Here is a 24142-nt window from a genome sequence, read left to right on the forward strand (position 1 = left end):
CCATCAGGTGAAGTTGCGCGGCCAGCGCATCGAACTGGGGGAAATCGACTCAGCGCTGCTGAACCTGCCGGCCATCACCGGCGCCTGCACGCTGGTCATCGACAACCGCCTGGTAGCGTTCTACAGCAGTAGCACCGCGCAGTCGGACCTCGACAGCCAGCTCGCGGCCGAACTGCCGGCCTACATGGTGCCGGCGGTATGGGTGCAAATCCCGGCCCTGCCCCTGAGCACCAACGGCAAGATCGACCGCAAGGCCCTGGCCGCCCTGCCCTTGCCAAACACCCAGAAAGACTACGCGGCACCGCGCAACGAGCTGGAACGCCTGCTCTGCCAGATGTTCGGCGAACTGCTCGGCGACACCTTGACCGGCGGCCGTGAAGTCGGCACCTCGGACAGTTTCTTTGCCCTGGGTGGTGACTCGATCCTCGGCCTGAAACTGATCTCGCGCCTGCGTGAACAGGGCTATTCGCTCACGCCACGGGACCTGTTCCGTTCGCCGACCCCGGCGGCGCTGGCCCACGTGACCACGACACTGTTGACCCAGGCCGAGCAAGGCGACGTGACCGGGCCAATGCCGCTGATGCCGTTGCACCAGTGGTTCTTCGACCAGCAGCAGGTCCAGGCCGCACACTGGAACCAATCGGTGCTGGCCGACAGCGACCGTCGCCTGGAACCAGTCATCGTGCAAGCCACGCTGGACCGGCTGGTGGCCCACCACGACGCCCTGCGCTTGCGTTTCACCAACATCGACGGGCAATGGCAGGCGCACATCGCGCTGGTGGCCCCGGCCCAACTGACCCGCTGCGAACACCCGGAACAATTGCTGCACGTCGCGCAAAGCCTGGACCTGCAACACGGCCCGCTGTTCGCCGCGGCCCTGCTGGAGGGCACGCCGCAGCGCCTGTACCTGGTGGCCCATCACCTGGTGGTCGATGCGGTGTCCTGGACGCCGCTGCTGGAAGACTTCCAACAGCTGTACGCCGCCCTGGAGCGTGGCGAGCAGCCGACGTTGCCGGCAAAAACCACCTCGTATCGTCAATGGGCCGAGCACCTGCAAGCCCATGCCGTGAAGGCTGCTACCGAGCATCGCTACTGGACTGCCCAGACCTCTGCGAACCCACCGCCCATGGCCACGGTCGCCGAGCGCCAGACACTGGCGGCCCGCTGGGAGGCCAGCCGCACGCAGCAATGGCTGACCGAGTCCCACGCGGCCTACCGCACGCAACCGGAGGAACTGCTGATCGCCGCCCTCGCCGCGACCCTGGCCGAGGTCGAACAGCGCGGCGATATCGTGGTGGACCTTGAGCGCCACGGACGTGACGCACCGTTTGCCGGGCTGGACGTCGGCCGCACCGTCGGCTGGTTCACCACGCTGTACCCACTGCGAGTGAACGCCCGCGGTGCCGCGGGCGAGCAGGTGCGCAACGCCAAGCAAGCCTTGCGTGACGTACCCGGCCAAGGCCTTGGCTACGGCTTGCTGCGTCAGCGCGGCGAGTTGCCGGCCAGCCACGGCGATGTGCTGTTCAACTACCTGGGGCATGAGCAAACGCCAGCGGGCTGGTTGCGCGCCAGCAGCCTGACCCCGCCGCCGGAGGTGGCCCCGGTGAACCGAGTGACCCATGCCCGTGAAGTGGTGGCCTGGCTGGAGGACGGCGTGTTGCGTGTCGAATGGCACAGCGTCACGCCGAACGCCGACAGCCGTTTGCCCGCTCGTCTGCTGGAACATTTGCAGGCGCTGGTCGAGCACTGCCTCGACCCGCAGGCCGGTTCGCTGATGCCAGCGGATTTCCCGCTGGCCAAGGCGCTGAACCAGAAGTCCCTGGACAAGCTGCTGGGCAAACTCAAGACCAAACCCAATTCCCAAAGCTAGCGAGCGACGCCGCGCCCGCGCAGGTCTCGGACCGGCGCGGCGCCCTGATCGACTCACTTGAGTTTTCAAGACTTTGAAATGGACCAAACAAGCATGAACAACATCGAAGACATCTACTCCCTTTCGCCGACCCAGCACGGCCTGTTGTTCCACAGCGTCTACGAACCGGATTCGCGGGTGTATTACCAGCAGTTGAGCCTGGACATGAACGGCCCGCTGCAATTGAGCGCTTTTCGTGGTGCCTGGCAGGCGCTGATGCAGCGTCACGCGGTGCTGCGCAGTGCGTTTCTCTGGGAAGAACTGGACGATGCCTATCAGGTGGTGCAACAGGACGTTGAGTTGCCCTTGACTGAACTGGACTGGCAGGACCGCGCCGAGCCCCAGGCCGCACTCGAACAGTTGGCACTGGAACAGCGGGCGCAGCCTCTGGAGCTCAATGACTCACCGCTGATGCGCGTATGCCTGGTGCGTCTGGCACCTGAGCGCTGGCACCTGATCTGGACCTTCCATCACATCCTCATGGACGGTTGGAGCGTCGGTATCGCCGTGCAGGAGTGGCTGGCGCTGTACTACGAACTCGCCCATGGCCGCCCCGCCAACCTGGCGCCTACCCGCCCTTATCGGGACTACATCGCCTGGCTGGCGGAACAGGACATGGCCGCCACCGAAAGCTTCTGGCGCGAACAGTTGCAGGACGTGAGCGAGCCGACCCCACTGCCCACCTTCGCCGTACGCCAGCCAGCGCCTGCCGGGGCACCGTTCGCCGAACGGGAAAGCCTGCTGAGCGCCAGCGAAACCGAGCAACTGGCGCACTTCGCCCGCCAGCATGACCTGACCATCAACACGCTGATCCAGGGCGCTTGGGCGCTGCTGCTGGGCCAACACGCCGGGCGTGACGACGTGGTCTATGGCGTCACCGTCGCCGGACGTCCGGAGAACCTGGCGGCGGTGGACAGCACCGTCGGACTGTTCATCAACACGTTGCCGCTGCGCGTGCAATGGGCCGACGAGCCAACCCTGGTGGACTGGCTGCAACACTTGCAGCAAGCCAACAGCGATCTGCGCCACCACGCCTACCTGCCGCTGGGCAAACTCAAGTCGATGACGCGCATCGCGGCTGAACAGGCGCTGTTCGACTCAATCCTGGTGTTCGAGAACTTCCCGGTCACCGACGCACTGAACCAGGACACCGGAGGCTTGAGTTTCAGTGCCCCGAGCAGCGACCAGCAGGCCGATGGCATTACCCTCACCCAAGGCCGCAACCACTTCCCGTTGGCGCTGATCGTGGTGCCGGACAAACAACTGCACTACCTGATCAGCTACGACCGCAGTCGCTTCAGCGATGCCGAGGTCGCGGTGCTGTCGGCACAATTGCGTGCGATCCTGTTGGCGATGACGGCGCACGCGCAGTGCCGGGTCAGCGAGCTTGAATGGCTGAGCCCTGAAGAACGCCAGCAATTGCTCGTGCAGGGTCGTGGTGTGCAACTGCCGGTGCCCCCTGCGTGTCTGCACCAGCGCTTCGAACAACAGGTGGCCGCCCACCCGCAACAGCTGGCGGTGCGCGACCGTCAGAGCGCCCTGACTTACCGTGAACTGGATCAGCAGGCCAACCGCCTCAGCCAGTACTTGCGTGCCCAGGGCATCGGCCACGACAGCGTGGTGGCACTGGCTCTGGAACGCAGCGCCGAGTTCGTGATCGCCCTGCTGGCCACCCTCAAGGCCGGCGCCGCCTACCTGCCGCTGGACCTCAAGCAGCCTGCCGGGCGCCTGGCGGACGTGCTGGTGGACAGCCGCGCCGCACTGCTGATCGGTGCCGCCGCTTCACCTCTGCTCAAAGGCCTGGTCGAGCACACCCCGACACTCTGGCTGGCGGAACAGGCCGACGCCATCGCCTCCCAGCCAGACACGCCACCTGCCGTGGTCCACAGCCCGACCGATGCTGCCTACGTGATCTACACCTCGGGCTCCACCGGCACCCCCAAGGGCGTGGTGGTCGAGCACCAGTCCATCGTCGATTACCTGACGGCAGTGCACGCAGTGCTCAACCCGCCACCGGCGGCTCGCTACGGCTTGCTGTCCAGCGTCGCCGCCGACCTGGGCCACACCCAACTGTTCGGCGCCCTGTGCAGCGGCGCCAGCTTGTTGCTAGTGGATGAAGACAGCGGTTTCAGCCCTCTGGCACTGGCCGAACTCTTCGTCCAACACCCAGTGGATGTGCTGAAAATCACCCCCAGCCATCTGGCCGGCCTGTTGCAGGCGTTGCCCGATGCCCGCCTGCTGCCCCGCGCCCTGCTGGTCTTCGGTGGCGACGCCCTCAGCCCGGCGCTGCTGGAACAGGTCAACCGCCTGGCGCCAGGGCTCAGGGTGTTCAACCACTATGGGCCGAGCGAAGCGACAGTCGGGGCGATTGCCACCGAGTTGCCGGCGGGCCTGCGCAGCATCGCCCTCGGCCGGCCACTGCCGAACCGTCAACTGCAAGTGGTCGATGCCAACGGCCGCCTGGTGCCCACCGGGGTATCCGGCGAACTGCTGATCAACGGCGCCCTGGCCCGGGGCTACCTGCACCGCCCGGACCTGACCGCCGAACGCTTCCATCTCGACGCCGATCAGCAACGCTGGTACCGCACCGGCGACCGCGTACGCTGGCAAGTGGACGGCCAACTGGCGTTCCTCGGTCGGGTCGACAGTCAGGTCAAAATCCGCGGCAACCGCCTGGAGCTGGGCGAAGTCGAAGCGCAGCTCAAGCGCCTGTCGCCGCTGATCGAACAGGCGCTGGTCCGTGCCGTGGAACTGGACGGCAGTTTGCGCCTGGTGGCCTACCTGGTCGCCAGCCAGTCGCTGTCCGCCACGAAACTGCGCAATGACCTGAGTGCGCGGGTGCCGGACTACATGGTGCCGGCGCACTTCATCACCCTCGACGAACTGCCCCTGACCCGCAACGGCAAGGTCGATGTCCAGCGCTTGCCGCTCCCGCAAAAACCCACAGACGACAGCGCCACCCACGTCGCGCCGCGCAATGAAGTCGAAACGCAGCTGGCCGCCATTTGGCAGGACGTCCTGAAGCTGGAACGTGTCGGCGTGCACGACAACTTCTTCGCCCTGGGCGGCGATTCGATCATCAACTTGCAGATCATCGCCCGCGCCAACCAGCAAGGGCTGAAACTCACGCCCCGCCAGCTCTTCGAGAACCGCACCATCGCCGATATCGCCCGGGTGCTGGGCGCCGATGCCAGCCATGGCGTGGCGCACGCCATCGCCGATGGCTATGAACTGCCGCTGGCCGCCGGGCAACTGGCGCGCCTGCAACAAGGGCCGTTGCACGCCACCTGGCGTTGCGTGGCGCTGACCCAGGCCATCGACAGCGAGCTGCTGAGCCAGGCCATCGCGGCGTTGCAGCAACACCACCAGGCCCTGCGCCTGGCGCTCAAGGCCCTGCCGGAGGGCCAGTGGCAGCAACGGGTGCTGGTCGCGGCCAAGGCCCCGGTCATCGCCACCGAAAAACTGGAGGCCTGCGCCCCGGCGCAACTGCAAGCCCTGGCCCAGGCCGGTGTCGACGCGCTGGAACTGGACGCTGGCCAAACCCTGCATGCCCGCCTGCTGGAGGTGGACGGCAAACACGGCCTGCTGCTGGCCGCTCATCCGCTGTGCCTGGACGAGGCCTCCTGGTCGCTGCTGCTGACCGACCTCAACCTGGCCTTGGCGCAACTGCGCTATCAGCGGCCGGTGCGCCTGTCCTACACCGGCGGCGATTTCACTCAGTGGACGCGGCACCAGCAGGCTCATGCACAGGGCGATGCCCTGGACGACGCCTGGGAACACTGGCTGCAATACGCCGGCGTGGAAACGCTGCAACTGCCTGACAGCCAGCAGCCGGCCAGCGTGGTCGAGCAAGCCTTGCCGGCCGCCACCTCAGGTGAGCTCAAGCGTTTGGGCGAAGTGCTGCAACTAGACTGGCACAGCCTGTTGGCCACTGCCGTGGTCGAACAGTGCCGTGAACTGTGCGGCAATGGCCTGGTTGCGCTGAGCGTGCACGATGCCCGTCCAAGCGCCGAGCGCCTGCCGGTAAATGCGCCGATTGCCGTGGCCGACCTCGACCCGGCACGCATCATGGGGCCATTGGCCCTGGCGGTGCCGTACTTCCTCCAGTCCGAAGGCGACAGCCTGCTGCAACGCTTGCAGGCCCTGACCGCGCAAATGCGCGCCTACCCGCAGCACGGCGTCGACTATGGCGCCCTGCGCTACCTGTCGGACAATACCTACCTGCAAGAACCGCTGCGCGATCTGCCGGCGGCATCGGTGGCCATTCGCTGGCTCGGCAACCTCGACAGCCATCGCGAAGAGCGTGGCATCCTGGCCCAGGTCGAAGCCGCAAGCCCAGCGACAGCTTCGACTTGCCCGCTGACCCTGGACGCCTGGTGGCAGGATGCCTGCCTGCACTTGCGCAGCCAGGGCACCCTCGCCGCCGACTGGGCACCGCGCCTTGCACAACGTTTGAGCGACCTCGCCGGGCTCGCCACCGCAGCCGACCTGCGCCCCGCCAGCCAGGCATTCGCGCTGTGCCACAAGCAAGCGGCAACCCTGGCATCCGAACCGCTGGACTGGTCGAACATCGAAGACGTCTACCCGCTGTCGTCCATGCAACAGGGCATGCTGTTGCACACCCTGTTGCAACCCCACAGCGGCATCTACCTGATGCAGCAACGCTACAGCTGGGACGGGGTCTTGCAGCGCCCGGCAATGGAAGCCGCTTGGCAGCTGTTCCTTGAGCGCCATCCCATGATGCGGACCGCCTTCTGGTGGCAGGACGATCATGAGCCGCTGCAATGCGTGTACCGCCAAACGCCTCGGGCGTTCGACTGGCAGGACCTGCGCCACCTCGATGAAGAACAGCAGCGTCTGGCGATGGACCAGGCCCTCGAAGCACAGCGCCTGCAGGGTTTCGACATGGCCTGTGCGCCGCTGACCCACCTGCGGGTGTTCCAACTCGATGAGCGACGCTTCGCCGTGGTGCGCAGTTTCCACCACATCCTGACCGACGCCTGGTGCTTCGGCCTGCTGATGGAAGACCTGTTGGCGATCTACCAGGCCATCGTGCGCCAGGAGCCTGTGGCCCGTGCGCGCCTGCGCTCGTTCCGCGGCTACATGAGTTGGCTGGAACGCCATGACATGGCCGCCGCCCATGCATTCTGGCAGGCCGAAATGGCCGGTTTCAGCGAACCGACGCCACTGCATGTGGACAGCCCCGTGGCGCGCCCGGAGCAAGCGCCGGAACAGGTCGGCGACGTCGACCAGACCCTGAGCATCGCCCAGACTCAGCGGTTGCAGCAGCTGTGCCAGCAATACCAACTGACCCCCAACACCTGGATCCAGGGCGCCTGGGCGCTGTTGCTGTCGCGCTACAGCGGCAACCGCGATGTGCTGTTCGGCGTGACCGTCGCCGGCCGCCCGACTGACTTGGCCGGTGTCGAAGAAATGGTCGGGTTGTTCATCAACAGCTTGCCACTGCGCATCGATGTCGACCCCGAGGCGCCAGTGGCCGACTGGTTGCAGGCGCTGCTGTCCCACAACGCGCAATTGCGCGAACACGAAAGCGCTTCGCTGGTGGACATCCAGCGTTGCAGCCAAGTGCCGCGCGGCCAGCAGTTGTTCGACAGCCTGGTGGTGTTCGAGAACGCGCCGCTGGACATCAGCAGCGTGAAACTGGATGCCTTCAGCATCGACATCTATGAAGACCGGGTGCACACCAACTTCCCGATGACGGTGGTGCTGTACCCCGGCGACCGCCTGGGCATTCGCCTGTCCTACGACAGCATGCGTTTTTGCACTGACACCGTGCAGCGCATGCTCGGCCATCTGGTGCAGCTGCTTTCGGGCATGCTGGAGACGCCGCAAGCGCCACTGGGCAGCCTGCACATGCTGCCCGAGGCGGAACGCCGGCAGTTGCAGATCGACTGCAACCGCAGCGACGTCGACTTCCCGCTGGAGCGCGGCTATGCGGCGCTGTTCGCCGAACAAGTGCGCAACCGTCCACAACACCTCGCTGCCGTATGCCAGGGGCAATCGCTGACCTACGCCGAACTGGACCGCCGCGCCAACAGCGTCGCCCATGCGCTGCAAGCGGCCGGTGCCGGCCCGGAAACCCTGGTGGCGCTGTTCGCCGAGCGAGGCTTGGCCTTGCTGACGATGATGATCGCCACCCTCAAGGTCGGCGCGGCGTTCCAGGCCCTGGACATCCAACAGCCCCACGCACGCCTGGCGGAGTTGCTGGACCTGGGTGAAGCACCGCTGTTGCTGGTCTGCGAGCACGCGAGCTCGACGCTGGACAAGGTCCTGCCGCAGATGCGCCAGCAACCCACCTGCCTGATCGCCCAGGCGCTCTGGCAAGGCCGCGAACAGCCGCCAGTCACCTATGCGCACAACCCGGATCAACTGGCCTACGTGATCTTCACCTCGGGTTCCACCGGCACGCCAAAAGGGGTCATGGTTGAACAACGCGGGATGCTCAACAACATGTTCGGCAAGGTCCCGAGCCTGGGCCTGGGTGAGCACGACAGGATTGCCCAGACGGCTTCGGCGGCGTTCGATATCAGCGTGTGGCAGTTCCTCGCCGCACCGCTGTTCGGCGCCACCGTGCACATTCTTCCCGATGCCCAGGCCCACGATCCTGTGGCCCTGCTCGATGCGGTTCAAGAGCAGCAACTGACACTGCTGGAAACCGTGCCGGCGCTGATTCGCGGCATGCTCCAGGAAAGCCAGGCGCACCACTCCCTGGCGAGCCTGCGCTGGCTGCTGCCCACCGGTGAGGCATTGCCGCCGGCCCTGGCGCGGGACTGGTTCGCCCGCTTCCCGGCGATCCCGTTGATGAACGCCTACGGTCCCGCCGAATGCTCGGACGACGTCGCCTTCTACCCCATCACCGAAGCTCCTTCCGACGACTGCCTGCACATGCCCATCGGCAAGCCGACCGCCAATAACCAGGTGTTCGTTCTCGATTCGGCGCTGCGCCTGGTCCCTGTCGGTGTACCCGGCGAATTGTGCATCGGTGGTGTCGGCGTCGGTCGCGGTTACCTGCGCGACCCGCAACGCACCCGCGAAGCCTTTGTTGCGCACCCGTTCCAGGCCGATGCGCGCCTGTATCGCAGCGGTGATATCGGCCGGATGCGCGCCGATGGCGTGATCGAATACCTCGGGCGGCGCGACCAGCAAGTGAAGATCCGTGGCCACCGCATCGAACTGGGTGAGATCGAAAATCGCCTGATGCAACACCCGGCGGTGGACAGCGCGGCGGTGCTGGCACTGCCCGACGCACGCGGGGCGTTGCAACTGGTGGCCTGGTATGTGCTCGACGACACGGCCAACCTGGGCGGCGAGTCCGCGCAACAGGTCTTGAGCGCTTACCTGGGCCAGCAACTGGCAAGCTACATGGTTCCGGCCCGTTGGCTGGCCCTTGCGCAGTTGCCGCTGAACACCAATGGCAAGGTCGACCGTCGCGCCCTCGCCGCCCTGGGTGTGCCCCAGGACGAAACGGCGCAGGCGCAATGCCTGGCACCGCGCACGCCGACCGAACAGGTCCTGGCCGAGCTGTGGCAGGAGATTCTCGGCCTGGAGACCGTCGGTGTGCACGACGACTTTTTCGCCATCGGCGGTCACTCGTTGCTGGCCACCCAGGTGTTGTCGAGGATTCGCCGACGGTTGAACGTAAACCTGCCGCTGCGCACGCTGTTCGAGCGTGGCACCTTGGAACAATTGGCCGAAGCGGTCGATCAGCAGCGCGATGCCCAGACCGAGACCGAGACCGACGGCCACAGCGAGATTGCCCTGGCGCCACGCAACCAGCCATTGCCGCTGTCCTACAGTCAGCAACGGTTGTGGTTCCTGGATCGCTTCGAAGGCCCCAGCGCCGCCTACAACATGACCACCACTATCAGGCTGCGTGGTGCGCTGGACATCGCGGCGCTGCAAGGGGCCTTGCAGGCGGTGTTCGAACGCCATGAGTCCTTGCGCACGGCGTTCCATCTCCACGGCGACCAGCCTTGCCAGGTCATCAGCCCGGCACCGCGGGTTGACCTGACACCGACCGAACTGAGTCACCTGGACCACGAGGAACAGGCGCAAACCCTGCAACGCCTGATCGATGAACAGGCGGCACGCCCGTTCGATCTGCAACAGGCGCCGATGTTGCGCGCCAGCCTGCTGCGCCTGGGCACCGACGATCATGTGCTGCAACTGGTGCTGCATCATATCGCCACCGATGCCTGGTCCATGGGCATCCTCATGCAGGAGCTGATCGTCGGGTATCAGGCCCGCACCAGCGGCTCGACACCGGTGCTGCCGGTGTTGCCGATCCAGTTCGCCGACTATGCCTACTGGCAACGCAGCGAAGCCCAACAGCGCCTGCTGGCACGGGCCATCGACTACTGGCGCCGTCAGCTCGACGGCGCGCCAACGCTGATCCCGCTGCCGCTTGATCAGCCACGGCCGACGCGTCCCGACTATCAGGGGGCGGCCCTGGAGCAACGTTTCACACCGGCCCAGGCACAGGTGCTCAAAGCCTATGCTCAACAGCAGCGGGCGACGCTGTTCATGGTCCTGCTCAATGCCTTCAACAGCCTGTTGCAACGGGCCACCGGGATCCACGACTTTATCGTCGGCACCGACCTGGCCAACCGCGAACATCCGTCCCTGGAACATCTCATCGGGTTCTTCGTCAACGTGCTGCCGATCCGTGCCCGTCTGAGCGAGGGCGAAACCTTTGACGCCCGTCTGCAACGTCTGCGCGAGGATTGCCTGTCGGCGTTCCAGCACCAGCAGGTGCCGTTCGACAAACTGGTCGAGGAGCTGCAACCGCCGCGTACACCAGGGGTCAATCCGCTGGTCCAGGTGCTGTTCGTCATGCAAAACACGCCCAGCGGCAATGCCAGCCTGCCGGACCTTGAGGTGGAACACCTGGTGTCACGCCAGGAAAGCAGCAAATTCGACCTCGCCGTGTTTGTCGAAGAGGACGAAGATCAAGGCCTGAACGTGCGCTGGGTGTATCGCACCAGCGTGTTGCAGGAGCCGACCATCCAGCGCCTCGAACAAGGCTTCGAGAGCCTGTTGGAGCAGATCGTCTCGGCCCCAGGGCAAGCGCTGGACCATTGGTCGTGGCGCCTTGAGGGTGGCAACGCCAGCACACCGTCCCTGCCGGATTCGTCGCTCGATGAGGCCACGGCACGCAGCGCCCGCAAGCAGTCCAAATTGAGCAAGCTCAAGCAGACCCGTGCAACCGCTGTGAGCCAGGTGGCCCATGAGCAGGTCCGTACCCGCACCCTTAACGCCGGGCAAGCCTTGCCGTTGGTGATCGAGCCGTTGCTCGGCGACCTGGACCCGGTGCACTGGGCGCTGCAAGCGCGGGAATGGATCAATGCACAGCTGCTGACCCACGGTGGCCTGCTGTTCCGGGGTTTCAACCTGCCGGATGTTGGCGCTTTCGAACAGTTCGCCCAGGCCATCGAACCCGACCTCTACGGGACCTATGGCGACCTGCCGAAAAACAAGTCAGGCAAGAACATCTACCACTCCACACCGTACCCGGAACAGCACATGATTCTCTTCCACAACGAGAGCTCCCATCTGCCGCAGTGGCCACGCAAGCAGTGGTTCTATTGCGAAACGCCGGCGCCGCGTGGCGGTTGCACGCCCATCGTCGATTGCCGGCAGGTGTTGGCGCGCTTACCCGAGGACATCGTCGCTCGCTTCAAGGCCCTGGGGCTGCTGTACGTGCGGCACTTCACCGACAAGCTGGACGTGCGCTGGCAGGACTTCTTCAAGACCGAACAGCGCGAGGAAGTCGAGCGCCAATGCCTGGCGTCGGGTATGCGCTGGGAATGGCTGGGGGCCGACAACCTGCGGATCGCCCAGCACTGCCCGGCCATCGTCGAGCATCCCGAAACCTTGGAACTGTCGTTCTTCAACCAGGTGCAACTGCACCACACCGCCTGCCTGGAGCCGGAAGTGCGCAGCAATCTGATCAGCCTGTTCGGCCCCGGACATTTGCCCCGCAACGTGTACTACGGCGATGGCAGCGTGATCGAAGACGCAGTGATGCAAGTGATCGGCGAGGCTTATGAAAACTGCGCGGTACGTTTCAGTTGGCAAAAGGGTGACATGGTGATGCTGGACAATATGTTGGTGGCCCACGCTCGGGATCCCTTCGAGGGTGAGCGCAAGATCTGTGTCGCCATGGGCCAGATGATGCGTCGCGAACAATTGACCGGTTGCCTGCCCGAAGCACAGCCGGCGTTGGTTGCAGAGGTGCAGGCATGAGCGCCTTTGAAACTCGCGAAGAAGCCTTCGCCCTCTCGCCCCAACAACGCAGCCAGTGGTTGGCGGGGTTGCCAGCGGCGCGCCTGGAACTGGAAATAAAAGGCCCGTTGGCCCTGGAGCGTCTGCACCAACGACTCGCCGCCCTAAGTGTGTGTCACGAGGCCCTGCGCCTGCGAGTACGGCCAGAGCCGGGCTTGCTGATGCCCTTGCAAGTGGTTGAATCCACGGTCATGGGCGCGGACGCCATCAGCGTCGAGGTGCAAGCGGTCGACGGCGATCGGCAGCGGGTGACGCTGCACCTGCCGGCGCTGAGCGCGGATCGCGGGACGTTGCTGCGCTTGGCGCAGGCATTGGGCTCGGTAGAGGCACCATCGGTGGATGACGAGGCGATGACCTATACCCAGTACAGCGCCTGGCTCTACGAATTGCAGGCCGATGAAGACGCCGAGCCTGGCCGGCGTTTCTGGGCCAGCCAGGCCTTGGACGAAGCGGCCGCCAGCGAGTTGCTCTACCGTGAGGTACGCAGCGAGCGCTCCGACGCCCCGGTGACCACTCGCTTGAGCGCCAACCCACAGCTGAGCATGGCCCTGGAAAGCTTTTGCCAACGTCACGACGCATCGCCCGAGCAAGTCCTGATGACGGCCTGGGGCGTGCTGTTGCAGCGCCTGAGTAGCGGCGACAGCCCGGCACTGACGTTGAACTGGGTCCACGATTGTCGCGACGACTATGAAGAACTCGCCGATTGCTGGGGATTGTTTGCCAAGCCCCTGCCCCTGCGCTGGCAACCGGCGGCGAACAGCCATTTTGCCCAGGCGCTGGCGAACCTGCAGGTGCTCTGCGAGCAAGCCACCGAATGGCAAGAATACTGCGGCGTCAGCGCTGCACTGCCGGCCGACACTTTGCAGTACGGCTTCCAGTGGGGTGGGCAGTTGCCCGATCGGCTCGACACCTTGGGCAGCATGGTGTCGACGCTCACGGTGCTGGACGCACAGGCCATCCCCGCGGGCATGGAGCTGCTGCTGGTGGCCGAAACGACCGCTGGCGGCTATCGCCTGAACCTCTGCCACCTGCCGGGCCGCTACAGCGAACAGGCCGCCCTGGTCCTGCTGGAGCAACTCCAATCGCTGCTGCTCGATGCCCTCGCCAACCCAGGTAAGCCCCTGGCCGAACTGTCAGTGCAGGCGCCGAGTTTTACCGCAACGCTGGCCGCCCTGCAGGCGCCATCCGCCCCTGCGGTACTGCCGTTTACCAGCGTGCCGGCGGGTTTCGATAAATGTGCCGCGCAGTTTCCAGAACACTTGGCCCTGCGCGACCCCAATGGGCAACTGAGCTATGCCCAATTACAGGCCCGCAGCAACCAACTGGCGCATTACCTGCGCGCCCAAGGTGTGGGTCGCGAAGATCGCGTGGCGCTGTACCTGGATCGCTCGACACAGATGGTCCTGGCCATGCTCGCCGTGCTCAAGAGCGGCGCGGCGTTCGTTCCCCTGGATGTGCATCAGCCGGCACAACGCTCGTTGGCGATCCTGCAACAAGCCCAGCCGACCTTCATTCTCAGCGGCTCAGCCGGCAGTGCCCCCGCGTTGCCGGGCATCGGCAACCTCGACCTGCGCGATGAAGCGGCCTGGCAGCAAGCGCCAACGACTGCAACCAACGTCGAGCTCCAAGGACAGGACGCGGCCTACGTGCTGTTCACTTCCGGCAGCACCGGTACGCCCAAAGGCGTCATCGTCGAGCACGGGCAGCTGGCCAGTTATGTCGCCAGCGTATCCCGGCGCTTGCAACTGGCCGCAGGCGAACGCAGCGCAGTGGTCACCTCACTGGCGGCCGACCTGGGCTACACGTTGCTGTTCCCGGCCCTGCTCAGAGGCGGCGAATTGCACCTGCTGGACAAGGAAACGGCCATGGACGCCCAGGCCTGGGCAGCCTGGCAGGCGCAGTACCCGATCGACCACTTGAAGATCGTGCCGTCGTTGCTCGACGCCTGGTTGATTCACGCCCAAAGCGCTGCCGTGTTGCCGCGCAAGCAATTGATCCTCGGTGGCGAAAGCTGCTCGCGGCGCCTGCTGCAAAGCATTCGCAGCCTTGCTCCGGCGCTAACGGTCTTCAACCATTACGGCCCGACCGAAACCACCGTTGGGGTGGTGATGCACAAAGCCGATCCGAGCGTGGATTATCGTCGCCTGCCCCTCAGCGACCGCCTCGACGGCATGCGCCTGTACCTGCTCGACGAGCAGCAAGCGTTGGCCGCCCCAGGGCAAAGTGCCGAGCTGTATATCGCCGGCCCGCAACTGGCCCGCGGGTACCTGGACAGGCAACAAAGCGCCGGGCGTTTTATCGAACTGGCACATCGGCCAGGCGAACGCCTCTATCGCACCGGCGACATGGCCCGCTATCGCCATGACGGCAGCCTGGAAATCACCGGGCGGGCCGACCGCCAGGTGAAAATCCGGGGGTTCCGCGTGGAGCTCGATGAAATCCAGGCGCAGCTGACCAACCTTCCCGGAGTGGCCCAGGCCGCGGTGGAATGCATCCCCCGGGGCGAGCTCGGCCAGCAACTGTTCGCCTTCATGACCCTGGCGCCCGGGCATTCGACCACAGTCGCCAGGCTGCATGGCCAGGCCCAGGATTGCTTGCCGGACTACATGCTGCCCACCCTGCGGATCGTCGAAGCCTTGCCCCTGATGGGCAACGGCAAGCTTGACCGCAAGACCTTGCAGCAATGGGCTGACAAAGTCCTCGACACGGTCGGCAGTGCCTTGCCACGCACGCCACTGGAAGCCCTGCTCGCCGAGGTCTGGGCACAGGTGCTGGGCCTGGAGCGAGTGGGCATCGACGATGACTTCTTCGAGTTGGGCGGCCACTCCCTGGCGGCGGTGACGCTTGCCAGTCGCCTGCAGACCGCGCTGTCGGCACCGGTGACGGTCAATGCGGTGTTCAACGCCCCGAGCGTCTCGGCATTTGCAGCATTGGTGCAGGCCGAGCTCAAACTCTCGCCGTTGGTGCGGTTGTCGGCGCCAAACGTCGACGCCGTACAACCTCCCAACCTGTTCTGCTTCCACCCCTCCACCGGCCACGTGCAGGATTACCGCACGCTGCTGGCGCCGCTGTCGACCTGGCATTTGTGGGGCTTGCAGGCGGCGTACCTGAGCGACGACAGCACAACGTTGGGCGGCGATATCGAGAGCCTTGCCGCGCTCTATGTCGAGCACCTGCGCCAACAGCAACCACAGGGGCCTTACCACCTGCTGGGCTTCTCCCTCGGTGGTCTGCTGGCGATTGCCGCAGCCGCTCGCCTGGAAAGCCAGGGCCAAGCAGTGGCGTTTCTCGGTATCATCGACTCGCAGTACCAGCATCAAGCGCCAGAAGACAGTGTCGAGGCGCTGCTGGAATCAGCCTCCCAAGCGCTGACACCGGACAGCCAGACCGTGTTGCGCCAGTTGCCGCCGCCGATCATGACCGCATTGCGGGAGCAACTGGACGCCCTGCCCCCAGCGGCACGCCTGCCGGAGCTGGTGCAGTGGGCACGCCAGCAAGGCCTGCAACTCGATGGCGACAGTTGGGAGCATTTGCAAACGCGCCTGCGCTACCAACAACACACGCAGCATCTGCTGGCGACCTTCAAGCCTGCCCGGCTAAGCTGCCCGGTGCATGTCTGGTGGGCCAGCGACACCCTGGCCCAGGCTGACTTCGCCGACCCGCAGTGGGAAGACCTGAGCAGCGGGCCGTTGACCCGCGAGGTCATCACGGCGCAACACCTGACCATCCTTGAGCAACGCGCCTTGCACGAACAGTTGGCGGCGCGTCTCACGGCCATTGCTACACACGGAGCGGTTTGAAATGGATCTGTTGTTACTCATGGCTAAACGCTCCTGGCGCGCACTGCTGGTGGCGACCCTGACGGGGTTGATTTGCGGCCTTGCGGCAGCCGGTCTGATCGCCAACATCAACCACAGCCTGGAGGTGTTCGATAAGCTGCGCCCGGTGGATGGCCTGCTCTTCGCCGGCCTGGTGGTGTTGGTCGCGGTGTCGCGGATAATCTCCGACATCAGCCTGTTGCGCCTGGGCCAGGCGGCCGTCAACGACATGCGCCTGCACCTGAGCGCCAAGCTGATCGACACGCCTTACGCGCAATTGCAGCGCCTGGGCAAGCATCGCCTGCTGGCGATGCTCACCGACGATACCCAGACCATCAGCCAGGCGGTGGAGTTGGTGCCGATCCTGCTGGTCAACGTCGGGATCATCGCCGCGTGCCTCGGCTACCTGGGTTGGCTCAGCATGCCATTGCTCGGCCTGACGCTGCTGCTGATCGTGCTGGGCAGCCTGAGCTTTCACTGGCCGCAACGCCGGGCGCTGACCTCGATCTCCCGTGCTCGCGAGCTCAAGGACCAGTTGTTCAATCAGTACCGCCTGCTCACCGATGGCAGCAAGGAACTGCAACTCAACCATCCACGCCGGCAGCATTTCTTCACCCGCCTGCTGATACCGGTGAGCCAGCAATACCGCCGCGATTTTGTACGGGGCATGAGCATCTACGCCCTGGTCCTGAACTGGGGCAATGCCGTGTTCTACATGCTGATCGGTGTGGTGTTGTTCGCCGCGCCGCATTTCATCGACCTGAGCGCGAGCCTGGTCACCGGCTATATCCTGGCGATCCTCTACATGATCACGCCGTTGTCGGAGCTGATGCACGCCTTGCCGACCCTCGGTCGGGCCAGCGTGGCCCTGAACAAGATCCGCGCCCTGGAAGGCGAGATGCAAACCGCCGACGAGACCGTCGAGACGATCTCACCGACCCAGGTTCGCAGCCTGGTGTGCCGCCAGGTCACCCATACTTACTACCGCGAGCGCGAAGACGGTCATTTTACCCTGGGGCCCATCGACCTCACCCTCAATGCCGGCGAAGTGGTGTTCATCACCGGCGGTAACGGCAGCGGCAAGACCACCCTGGCGTTGTTGCTGACCGGGCTGTACCGGCCGGAAAGCGGCGACGTCATGCTCGATGAGCAAGTGTCCTCAAGCAATGACAATCACCATTACCGACAGCACTTCTCAGCGATCTTCACCGACTTCTGCCTGTTCGAAAACCTGTTCGATGGCGACGATCCGCACCTGGTGAAACAGGCACAGGACTACCTGGTGCATCTGCAACTGGACCACAAGGTGCAAATCGAGGACGGCAAACTGACGACACTGGCGTTGTCCACCGGGCAACGCAAGCGCCTGGCGCTGCTCAGTGCGTACCTGGATGATCGCCCCTGCTACCTGTTCGACGAATGGGCGGCCGACCAGGACCCGGTGTTCAAGCACTTCTTCTACACCCGGATCCTGCCGGACCTGCGCGAACGCGGCAAACTACTGATCGTCATCTCCCACGACGACGCCTACTTCGGCCTGGCCGACCGGTTGATCCGCATCGAACATGGCAAGCTCAGCGAAGCCGCAGCCTGCGTCGAGGCTTCGTCTCAGGCCACGATGCTGTCCAACTGAGCGAACACACCTTCAGGGCTGCTTCGCAGCCCAACGGGGATACATCCCCTCGCCACAACTGTGCGCAGGCCGGGAATCCGAGGAATCGCGATTCTTGCATAGCCCTCCCCAAGCTGGAGTGGGCCCAACAATCTCAGGCAAACAGGCTTGGTTTTGTGGCGAGGGGATTTATCCCCGCTGGGCTGGGCTGCAGCCCCTTTGTGAGCGCCGCTCAACCGTCTTCATAGATGTAATGCAGGTAGCTCACCTGCTCCGCCAGCGGCAGGCGGTGCAGCTTGGGGCAGGATTCGCAGAGCACCGGCGGTTGGCCTTCGACCGGCTCGTGCAATTGGTAATGCAGGCAACAATGCCGGCGCAATGGCAAGCAGGGGCAAATCTGCGGCGCCGGTGATTCGACCATGCGTTGCAGACCTCGCAGCTTCAAGCGCCCGTTGTTCACCGTGACCTGTTCCAGCCACCGGTGCGCCTCGGCAAAGCCGTCCCTGGACAGGTCAGGGTCAATCCTGGCGAAGGCACCGTCCCAGATAGCAACGAAGTTGCCCCACAATATTTTCGGGGCCAGGCCACCGGCGGCGGCCAATGTGCTGAACAGTGGCGCCAAGTGCTCGTGGATCAACCGCGACCAATACACCGCACGGCCATCCGCGTCCAAGGCTGACAGTCCGGCGGCCAGGCCCAGCGCCGACGGCTGACCGTCGTCGTGTATCAGCAAGGCCTCCTCGCCCCAGAACTCGATCGCGCAGCCACGCGTCAGCACACAGGCCAGGGTGGCCGGCAAGACGATACTCATGTAGTTCATCGACCACTGCGAAACCACGGCGGCGCGGTTCACCCCTGGGTAACGCAAGGCAAACCGGGTCAGCAAGGGTTGCAGTACGGCAGGGTCGGCAAGCTGGCTCAACGCGATGGCAGGCTGATCACCAGATTCCTGCCGAATGACACGCTGTATCGGCGGCCAGGCCTGGTTAAGCCATTCTGGAAATTCGATAACGGGGCTCCCGTGGCTTTCCCTAATTAATGCAAACGATTAGCATTGGCTGATCCTATCCTCCCTCCCCTGCAAACTCAACGTCGTTAGCGACCAGGCTCATCAAGACCACATGCACACACTCCGCAATTTCTGGCGTCTCGCGCGGCCTTTCTGGGCATCCGAGGAAAAGTACCCGGCCCTGTTGCTGCTGTTGGCCACTGTGCTGATGACCCTATGCCTGGTCGGGGTCAACATCCTCACCAACTTCTGGAACCTGCATTTCTATAATGCCTTGCAGGCCCTGGACTACCACGGCTTTCTGATCGGCAGCCTGCAATTCATCCTGCTGCAGATCGGAACCGCCGCCTTCACCGTGGGCGCGTTCCACTTCCAGCAGAAGCTGACCATCCGCTGGCGGCGCTGGGCCACCCGCAACATGCTGGATCAATGGCTGGACAGCCAGCGCTACCAAAAGCTGAAGCTGACCGAAACCGAGGTCGACAACCCCGATCAGCGGATCGCCGAAGACATCGACCTGTTCATCGTCAAGTCGCTCAAATTGAGCCTGGGCCTGTTGACGTCGGTGGTGTCGCTGTTTTCCTTCCTGCATATCCTCTGGCAGGCCTCAAGCCTGGTCAGCGTGCCGTTCAACGACCAGTCCATCATCATTCCGGGACTGCTGGTATGGGTCGCCCTGGTGTATGCGCTCCTGGGCACCGGCCTGGCCTTCTGGCTGGGGCGCGCGCTGCCCAGCCTCAACTTCATGCAGCAGCGACGTGAAGCGGATTTTCGTTTTTCGCTCATCCGCCTGCGGGAGAACGCTGACTCGGTAGCGCAATACCGCGGCGAAGTCGTAGAGAACGAACGCTTCAACCACCGCCTGGAGGCGGCGCTGGAAAACTTCTGGGCGCTGGTGAAAAAACAGAAGCTGATCATGGGCTACTCGACCTTCTACTTGCGCAGCGCGACGGTCATTCCGATGTTCATCATGGCGCCACAGTTCTTCGCCGGCGCCTTTCCCCTCGGTCGCCTGACACAGATCAGCGCGGCCTTCGGCGAAGTGCACGCCGCCATCGCCTACCTGGTGAGCGTCTTCCCGGAGCTGTCGGAATGGAAGTCGGTGATCGACCGCTTGATCGGCTTCCAGGAGCGCTTGGATAACGTTGAGGTCAAGTCTCAGGTCAGGCTCGAACAACAGGCCGACGGTCTCGACATCAAGGGCCTGGACATCTGGCTGCCGAACGGCCGACCGTTGTTCAAAGACTTCAATCTGTCGCTCAAGCCCGGTGACAGCCTGATGATCCGCGCGCCGTCCGGCTACGGCAAATCAACGCTGATCCGCACGATTACCGGGCTGTGGCATCACGCTCGTGGCTCAAGCTGTTATGACCGTGAGCGTGCCCTGACGCTTGCGCAAAAACCCTATCTGCCGTTGGGCAGTCTGCGTGAAGCGCTGTGGTACCCCAACCCACCCCGTCGCGAAGAAGATGCCGCACTGCGCCAGGCCATGGAGCAAGTCGGCCTGCAACACCTAAGCGATCTGTTGGAGCAGGAGCGGGACTGGACGCAGACGCTCAGCGTCGGCGAACAGCAACGCTGTGCGTTCGTCAGGGCCCTGCTGGCCCGCCCGACGGTGCTGTTCCTCGACGAGAGCAGTTCGGCACTGGACTCGACCAACGAGGCGCGCTGCTATCAACTGCTCAAAGAGACGCTGCCGGAAACGATCCTGATCAGCGTCGGACACAATGCTTCGCTTGAGCGCTTCCATTGGCAAGTCCTGGAACTGCAAAGCGAAGCACGGTGGGTGCATCGGAAGGTCAAGCAACCGGTGTGAGTTCGCAGAGCGCCGGTTTTGGCGATGAGTTTAGTGCCTTCACCACCCATGAGCAGAACGCTCCAGCCCCAGCCAAGTATTAAAACAAGGCATCCAGTACCCGGTAATAGCTAATCCCGGCGGCAAGATAAAGCCGCTGCAAAGCATGAAAGGGAATCTGGCGCAGTGGCATGACCGGAAACGGGAAATCCTGCGTCGTCCCCGACAGCTTCGCTGCCAGATGCCTGCCTAACGCCGTGGACAGGGCAATGCCGCGACCGTTGTAGCCGAGCAGGACTGACAGCCCCGGTGCGGGATCATGCACATGCGGTAGAAAACTTTGTGTCAGAGCGACCCGACCACTCCAGCGGTATTCGACCGGCACATCCGCCACTTGCGGAAACAGCGCACCCAACGAACGCTCCAGATGCGCCCAGTCACGCTGTCGGGAAGGCTCCGAGAAGGGGCCCCGCCCTCCCAGAAGCAAACGCCCCTGTGCATCCTGCTTGAAATACAGCAGCAAGCGTCGTGAGTCCGAACAGACCTCGCCACCGGGCAAGATGGTCTTGCGTATCGCCGGTGGCAGCGGATGGGTCGCGATGATGAAGCTGTTGGCCGCGACGACGGTCTGGCGTAATCCGGGCCACAGGTCGTCGGTATAGCCATCGGTGGCCAACAACACCCGCTGCGCACTGATCCTGGCCCCTTGCGCAGTAGACACAGTCCACCCCGATTGCTGTCGCTGCAACCCCGTGACACGGCTGTGGCCGTGGATCATCGCGCCCAGCCCCATTGCGGCCTTTGCCAGGCCACGGGCGTAACTCAGTGGATGCAAACTGCCGGCCCGCGGATCAACCCAGCCGCCCAGATAGTTCTCGGTACCAATACGTTGACTGACCGCGGCTCGGTCCAGTAGCTCCACCTTGACTCCGCGGCGTTGCCATTGCGCGGCGCGCTGCTCGATGACCTCCATCGCGGTGGCCGAACAGGCGGGTTGAATCCAGCCTTTTTGGCTCGCATCACACTCGATGCCGTACTGGCGGACCAACGAAAACACTTCGTCAGCGGCTGAACCGGCCACATCGAGCATCGCTTCGGCTCGGGCCGGACCGAATTTGGCGTGCAATTGATCGGGGTCGAATTTCAGCCCCGGGATCACTTGTCCACCGTTGCGCCCCGAAGCCCCCCAACCCGGCTCGCCGGCATCCAGCACACAGACACTGACACCTGCTTCGGCCAAGCGCAAAGCTGTGACCAAACCGGTGTAACCGGCACCGACAATGGCGACATCCACCTGTTTATCTTCGGCCAGCGCCGGCGTTTGCACCGCGGGTGTCGCAGTCGCGGCCCAGAGAGAGGCCGGCAGTTGAGGTGCGAAAGGTACGTTCACGCCTGCACCTCACCGCTGTGATTGAGCAGTCGGCGAAGAAAGTCCTGAGTGCGTGGATGCGCCGGGGTGCTCAGAACCTCCCCCGCCGGACCTGACTCGACGATCTTGCCGCTGTGAAGAAAACAGACCTTATCGGCCACGTCTCGAGCGAACGCCATCTCGTGCGTCACCACGATCATGGTCATGCCTTCATCGGCTAGATTGCGCATCACCGCCAACACTTCGCCGACCAGCTCCGGATCGAGCGCTGAGGTCGGTTCGTCGAAGAGGATCGCCTGAGGGTTCATCGCCAACGCCCTGGCAATGGCGACACGTTGCTGCTGACCTCCGGACAGTTCGTCCGGGTAGGCATTCATCCGATGGGACAAGCCAACCTTTTCCATCAACGCCTCAGCATTCCTGCGAGCAGCCTGAGGGTTTTCCTTCTTCACATAGATCGGCCCCTCCATGACATTTTCCAAGGCCGTGCGATGCGGGAACAAATTGAAGCGCTGAAAAACCATTGCCACCCGGCTGCGAATGTCGTGGATGGTCCGGGTATTGCGCTCGACACGTTCGTCGTTGACCAGAACGTCGCCCTGATCATAACTTTCCAGGCCGTTGATACAGCGCAGCAACGTGGACTTCCCCGACCCCGAAGGGCCGATCAGGCACACCACTTCACCACTTTTAACCTGCAAGTCGATGCCTTCGAGGACCGCCACGCTGCCGTAACTCTTGTAAACGCCCTTGATCTCTATCATGACGTTCTCCGAGTGCTGAAGCGTGCTTCCAAACGACGTAGCGCAAAGGACAGCGGCAGGCTCATCGCAAGGTAAAGCAATGCCACCAGGGTGTAGACCGTCATGTTCTCGAAGGTTGAAGAGGCGATCAGTTGTCCCGCGCGAGTCATCTCGGCCACGGTGATGGTGGAGACCAACGAGGAATCCTTGAGCATCATGACCAGCGTATTGCCATAAGGCGGTAAAGCAATGCGAAATGCCTGGGGCAGCACCACTCGCCGCATCACCATCGCACCACGCATGCCCAAGGATTCCGCTGCCTCGATCTGTCCTTGCTGAATAGCCTGGATACCGGCCCGGAAGTTCTCCGCCTGATACGCCGAATAAGCGATTCCCAGACCAATGACACCGGCCTGCATTGCGGTCAGCTGGATGCCAAATTCCGGCAGGACGAAATAGATATAGAACAGCTGCACGATGATCGGCAGACCACGAATGATGTTCACCACGCTGATGGCGAACAAGGCGATCGTGCGTATCTTCGAAACCATCATCAGGGCAAAGAGCAGCCCTATCAGCGAGCTGAGTACAAACGAACCCGCCGTTACCTGAAGAGTGACCACCGCCCCTTTGAGCAGGATAGGGAGGAAGTCCAAAACATTCTGGAGAATCATAAAGCTACCCACAGGACAATGAGTGGACCCGCCTGCCGACGCAGGCGGTCGACAAAACCGTCAGTTGAGTTTCCACTTCTCGATGATTCGTTCGAGCGAACCGTCAGCCTTGATCGCAGCGATGCCTTTGTTGACCTGCGCCAGTGTTGCGCTGTCCGCCTTGCGCACGATCAGGCAAACGTCCCCCATCACCACAGGCTGATAACTCTGTACCAGGTGCACCTTGTTCTGTGTGCCCTGAGCCAGTTGGTAGGCCACGATCGGGCGATCGGCGAAGCCTGCCTTGATACGGCCAAGCGCCAGGTCACGCATCAGATCAGGGATCGAGTCATAGCCACGGACCTCCTTGAAGACACCACGCTTGTTCAGCTCATCGATGAACACAGTACCGACCTGGGCGCCGACTACCTCACCGGCAAAATCTTCCATGCGGGTGTACTGGGTCTGGTCGTCGGCTTTGACGATAAGCCCCTCGCCATAGCTGAAGACCGGATCGGAATACTGCACCACCTTTTCCCGCGCCGGCGTCCGGAGCATGGCGGCGGAGATCAGGTCGATCTTGTTTGAAGTCAGTGACGGAATAAGCGAAGCAAAAGTGGTCTGCTGGATCTCCACCTCGAAGCCGCCAGCCTTGGCCACCGCCTGCGCGGCGTCGACCATCATGCCCTGGATGCTCTGGCTTTTGACGTCGAGAAAGGTGAAGGGAATACCCGTCGCGGTTGCGCCAACCTTGTAGACGGGCTCGGCGACGACATTGGCTGAAGCGATGCCAGTAGCCAGAGCGACAACGAACGTGAATGCACGAAAGCGAGTAAGCATGGCGTATCTCCCATTGGACGTTTTTGTTTGTCTTAAGTCCGGTAAGGGTTGCCCCAATGAATGGCAGGAGGCTCAAAATGACTATAAAC

The 24142-nt window shown here is 63.6% G+C and carries 10 protein-coding genes; 5 read left to right on the forward strand and 5 right to left on the reverse strand.

Features of this window, described 5'->3' with window-relative positions:
• From HU811_RS05095 to HU811_RS05110, 4 genes are all read left to right on the forward strand, one after another.
• Window positions 1-1870, forward strand: a 1870-nt coding sequence (locus tag HU811_RS05095) for a condensation domain-containing protein (RefSeq protein WP_225248389.1), incomplete at its 5' end; no start/stop codon positions are given.
• A gap of 93 nt (window positions 1871-1963) precedes the next feature.
• Window positions 1964-12175 carry a non-ribosomal peptide synthetase gene (locus tag HU811_RS05100; protein WP_186654440.1) on the forward strand — a complete coding sequence of 3404 codons (10212 nt, stop codon included), beginning with the start codon at window positions 1964-1966 and terminating at the stop codon, window positions 12173-12175.
• On the forward strand, window positions 12172-16014 hold the full coding sequence (locus tag HU811_RS05105) for a non-ribosomal peptide synthetase (protein WP_186654442.1): 3843 nt from the start codon (window positions 12172-12174) through the stop codon (window positions 16012-16014). Before HU811_RS05100 ends, HU811_RS05105 begins: the two co-directional genes overlap by 4 nt.
• 1 nt (window position 16015) lies before the next feature.
• Window positions 16016-17665, forward strand: a complete 1650-nt coding sequence (locus HU811_RS05110) for a cyclic peptide export ABC transporter (RefSeq protein WP_186654444.1) — start codon at window positions 16016-16018, stop codon at window positions 17663-17665.
• A 211-nt stretch (window positions 17666-17876) separates the two neighbouring features.
• Here HU811_RS05110 and fhuF read toward each other — a convergent pair whose 3' ends face one another.
• Window positions 17877-18566 carry a siderophore-iron reductase FhuF gene (gene fhuF / locus HU811_RS05115; protein WP_186654445.1) on the reverse strand — a complete coding sequence of 230 codons (690 nt, stop codon included), beginning with the start codon at window positions 18564-18566 and terminating at the stop codon, window positions 17877-17879.
• Between the two features lie 199 nt (window positions 18567-18765).
• Between fhuF and HU811_RS05120 the strand changes: the two genes are divergently transcribed.
• Window positions 18766-20469: an ABC transporter ATP-binding protein/permease gene (locus tag HU811_RS05120; RefSeq protein ID WP_186654447.1), complete on the forward strand. Its 1704-nt coding sequence runs from the start codon at window positions 18766-18768 to the stop codon at window positions 20467-20469.
• A gap of 79 nt (window positions 20470-20548) precedes the next feature.
• Here HU811_RS05120 and HU811_RS05125 read toward each other — a convergent pair whose 3' ends face one another.
• Genes HU811_RS05125 through HU811_RS05140 form a run of 4 tightly spaced genes read right to left on the reverse strand, consistent with a single transcriptional unit; the run spans window position 20549 to window position 24053 of the window.
• Entirely contained in the window at window positions 20549-21838 is a 1290-nt protein-coding gene (locus HU811_RS05125) for an NAD(P)/FAD-dependent oxidoreductase (RefSeq protein ID WP_186654448.1), read from the reverse strand.
• Complete coding sequence (locus HU811_RS05130; protein ID WP_186654449.1) at window positions 21835-22581, reverse strand: amino acid ABC transporter ATP-binding protein; 747 nt, start codon at window positions 22579-22581, stop codon at window positions 21835-21837. The genes HU811_RS05125 and HU811_RS05130 overlap by 4 nt, the downstream gene beginning before the upstream one ends.
• Entirely contained in the window at window positions 22578-23234 is a 657-nt protein-coding gene (locus HU811_RS05135) for an amino acid ABC transporter permease (protein WP_092396295.1), read from the reverse strand. Before HU811_RS05135 ends, HU811_RS05130 begins: the two co-directional genes overlap by 4 nt.
• Before the next feature lie 60 nt (window positions 23235-23294).
• Complete coding sequence (locus tag HU811_RS05140; RefSeq protein ID WP_186654450.1) at window positions 23295-24053, reverse strand: ABC transporter substrate-binding protein; 759 nt, start codon at window positions 24051-24053, stop codon at window positions 23295-23297.
• Window positions 24054-24142: the final 89 nt, after the last annotated feature.

The organism is Pseudomonas tehranensis (assembly GCF_014268615.1).
Lineage (GTDB): Bacteria > Pseudomonadota > Gammaproteobacteria > Pseudomonadales > Pseudomonadaceae > Aquipseudomonas > Aquipseudomonas tehranensis.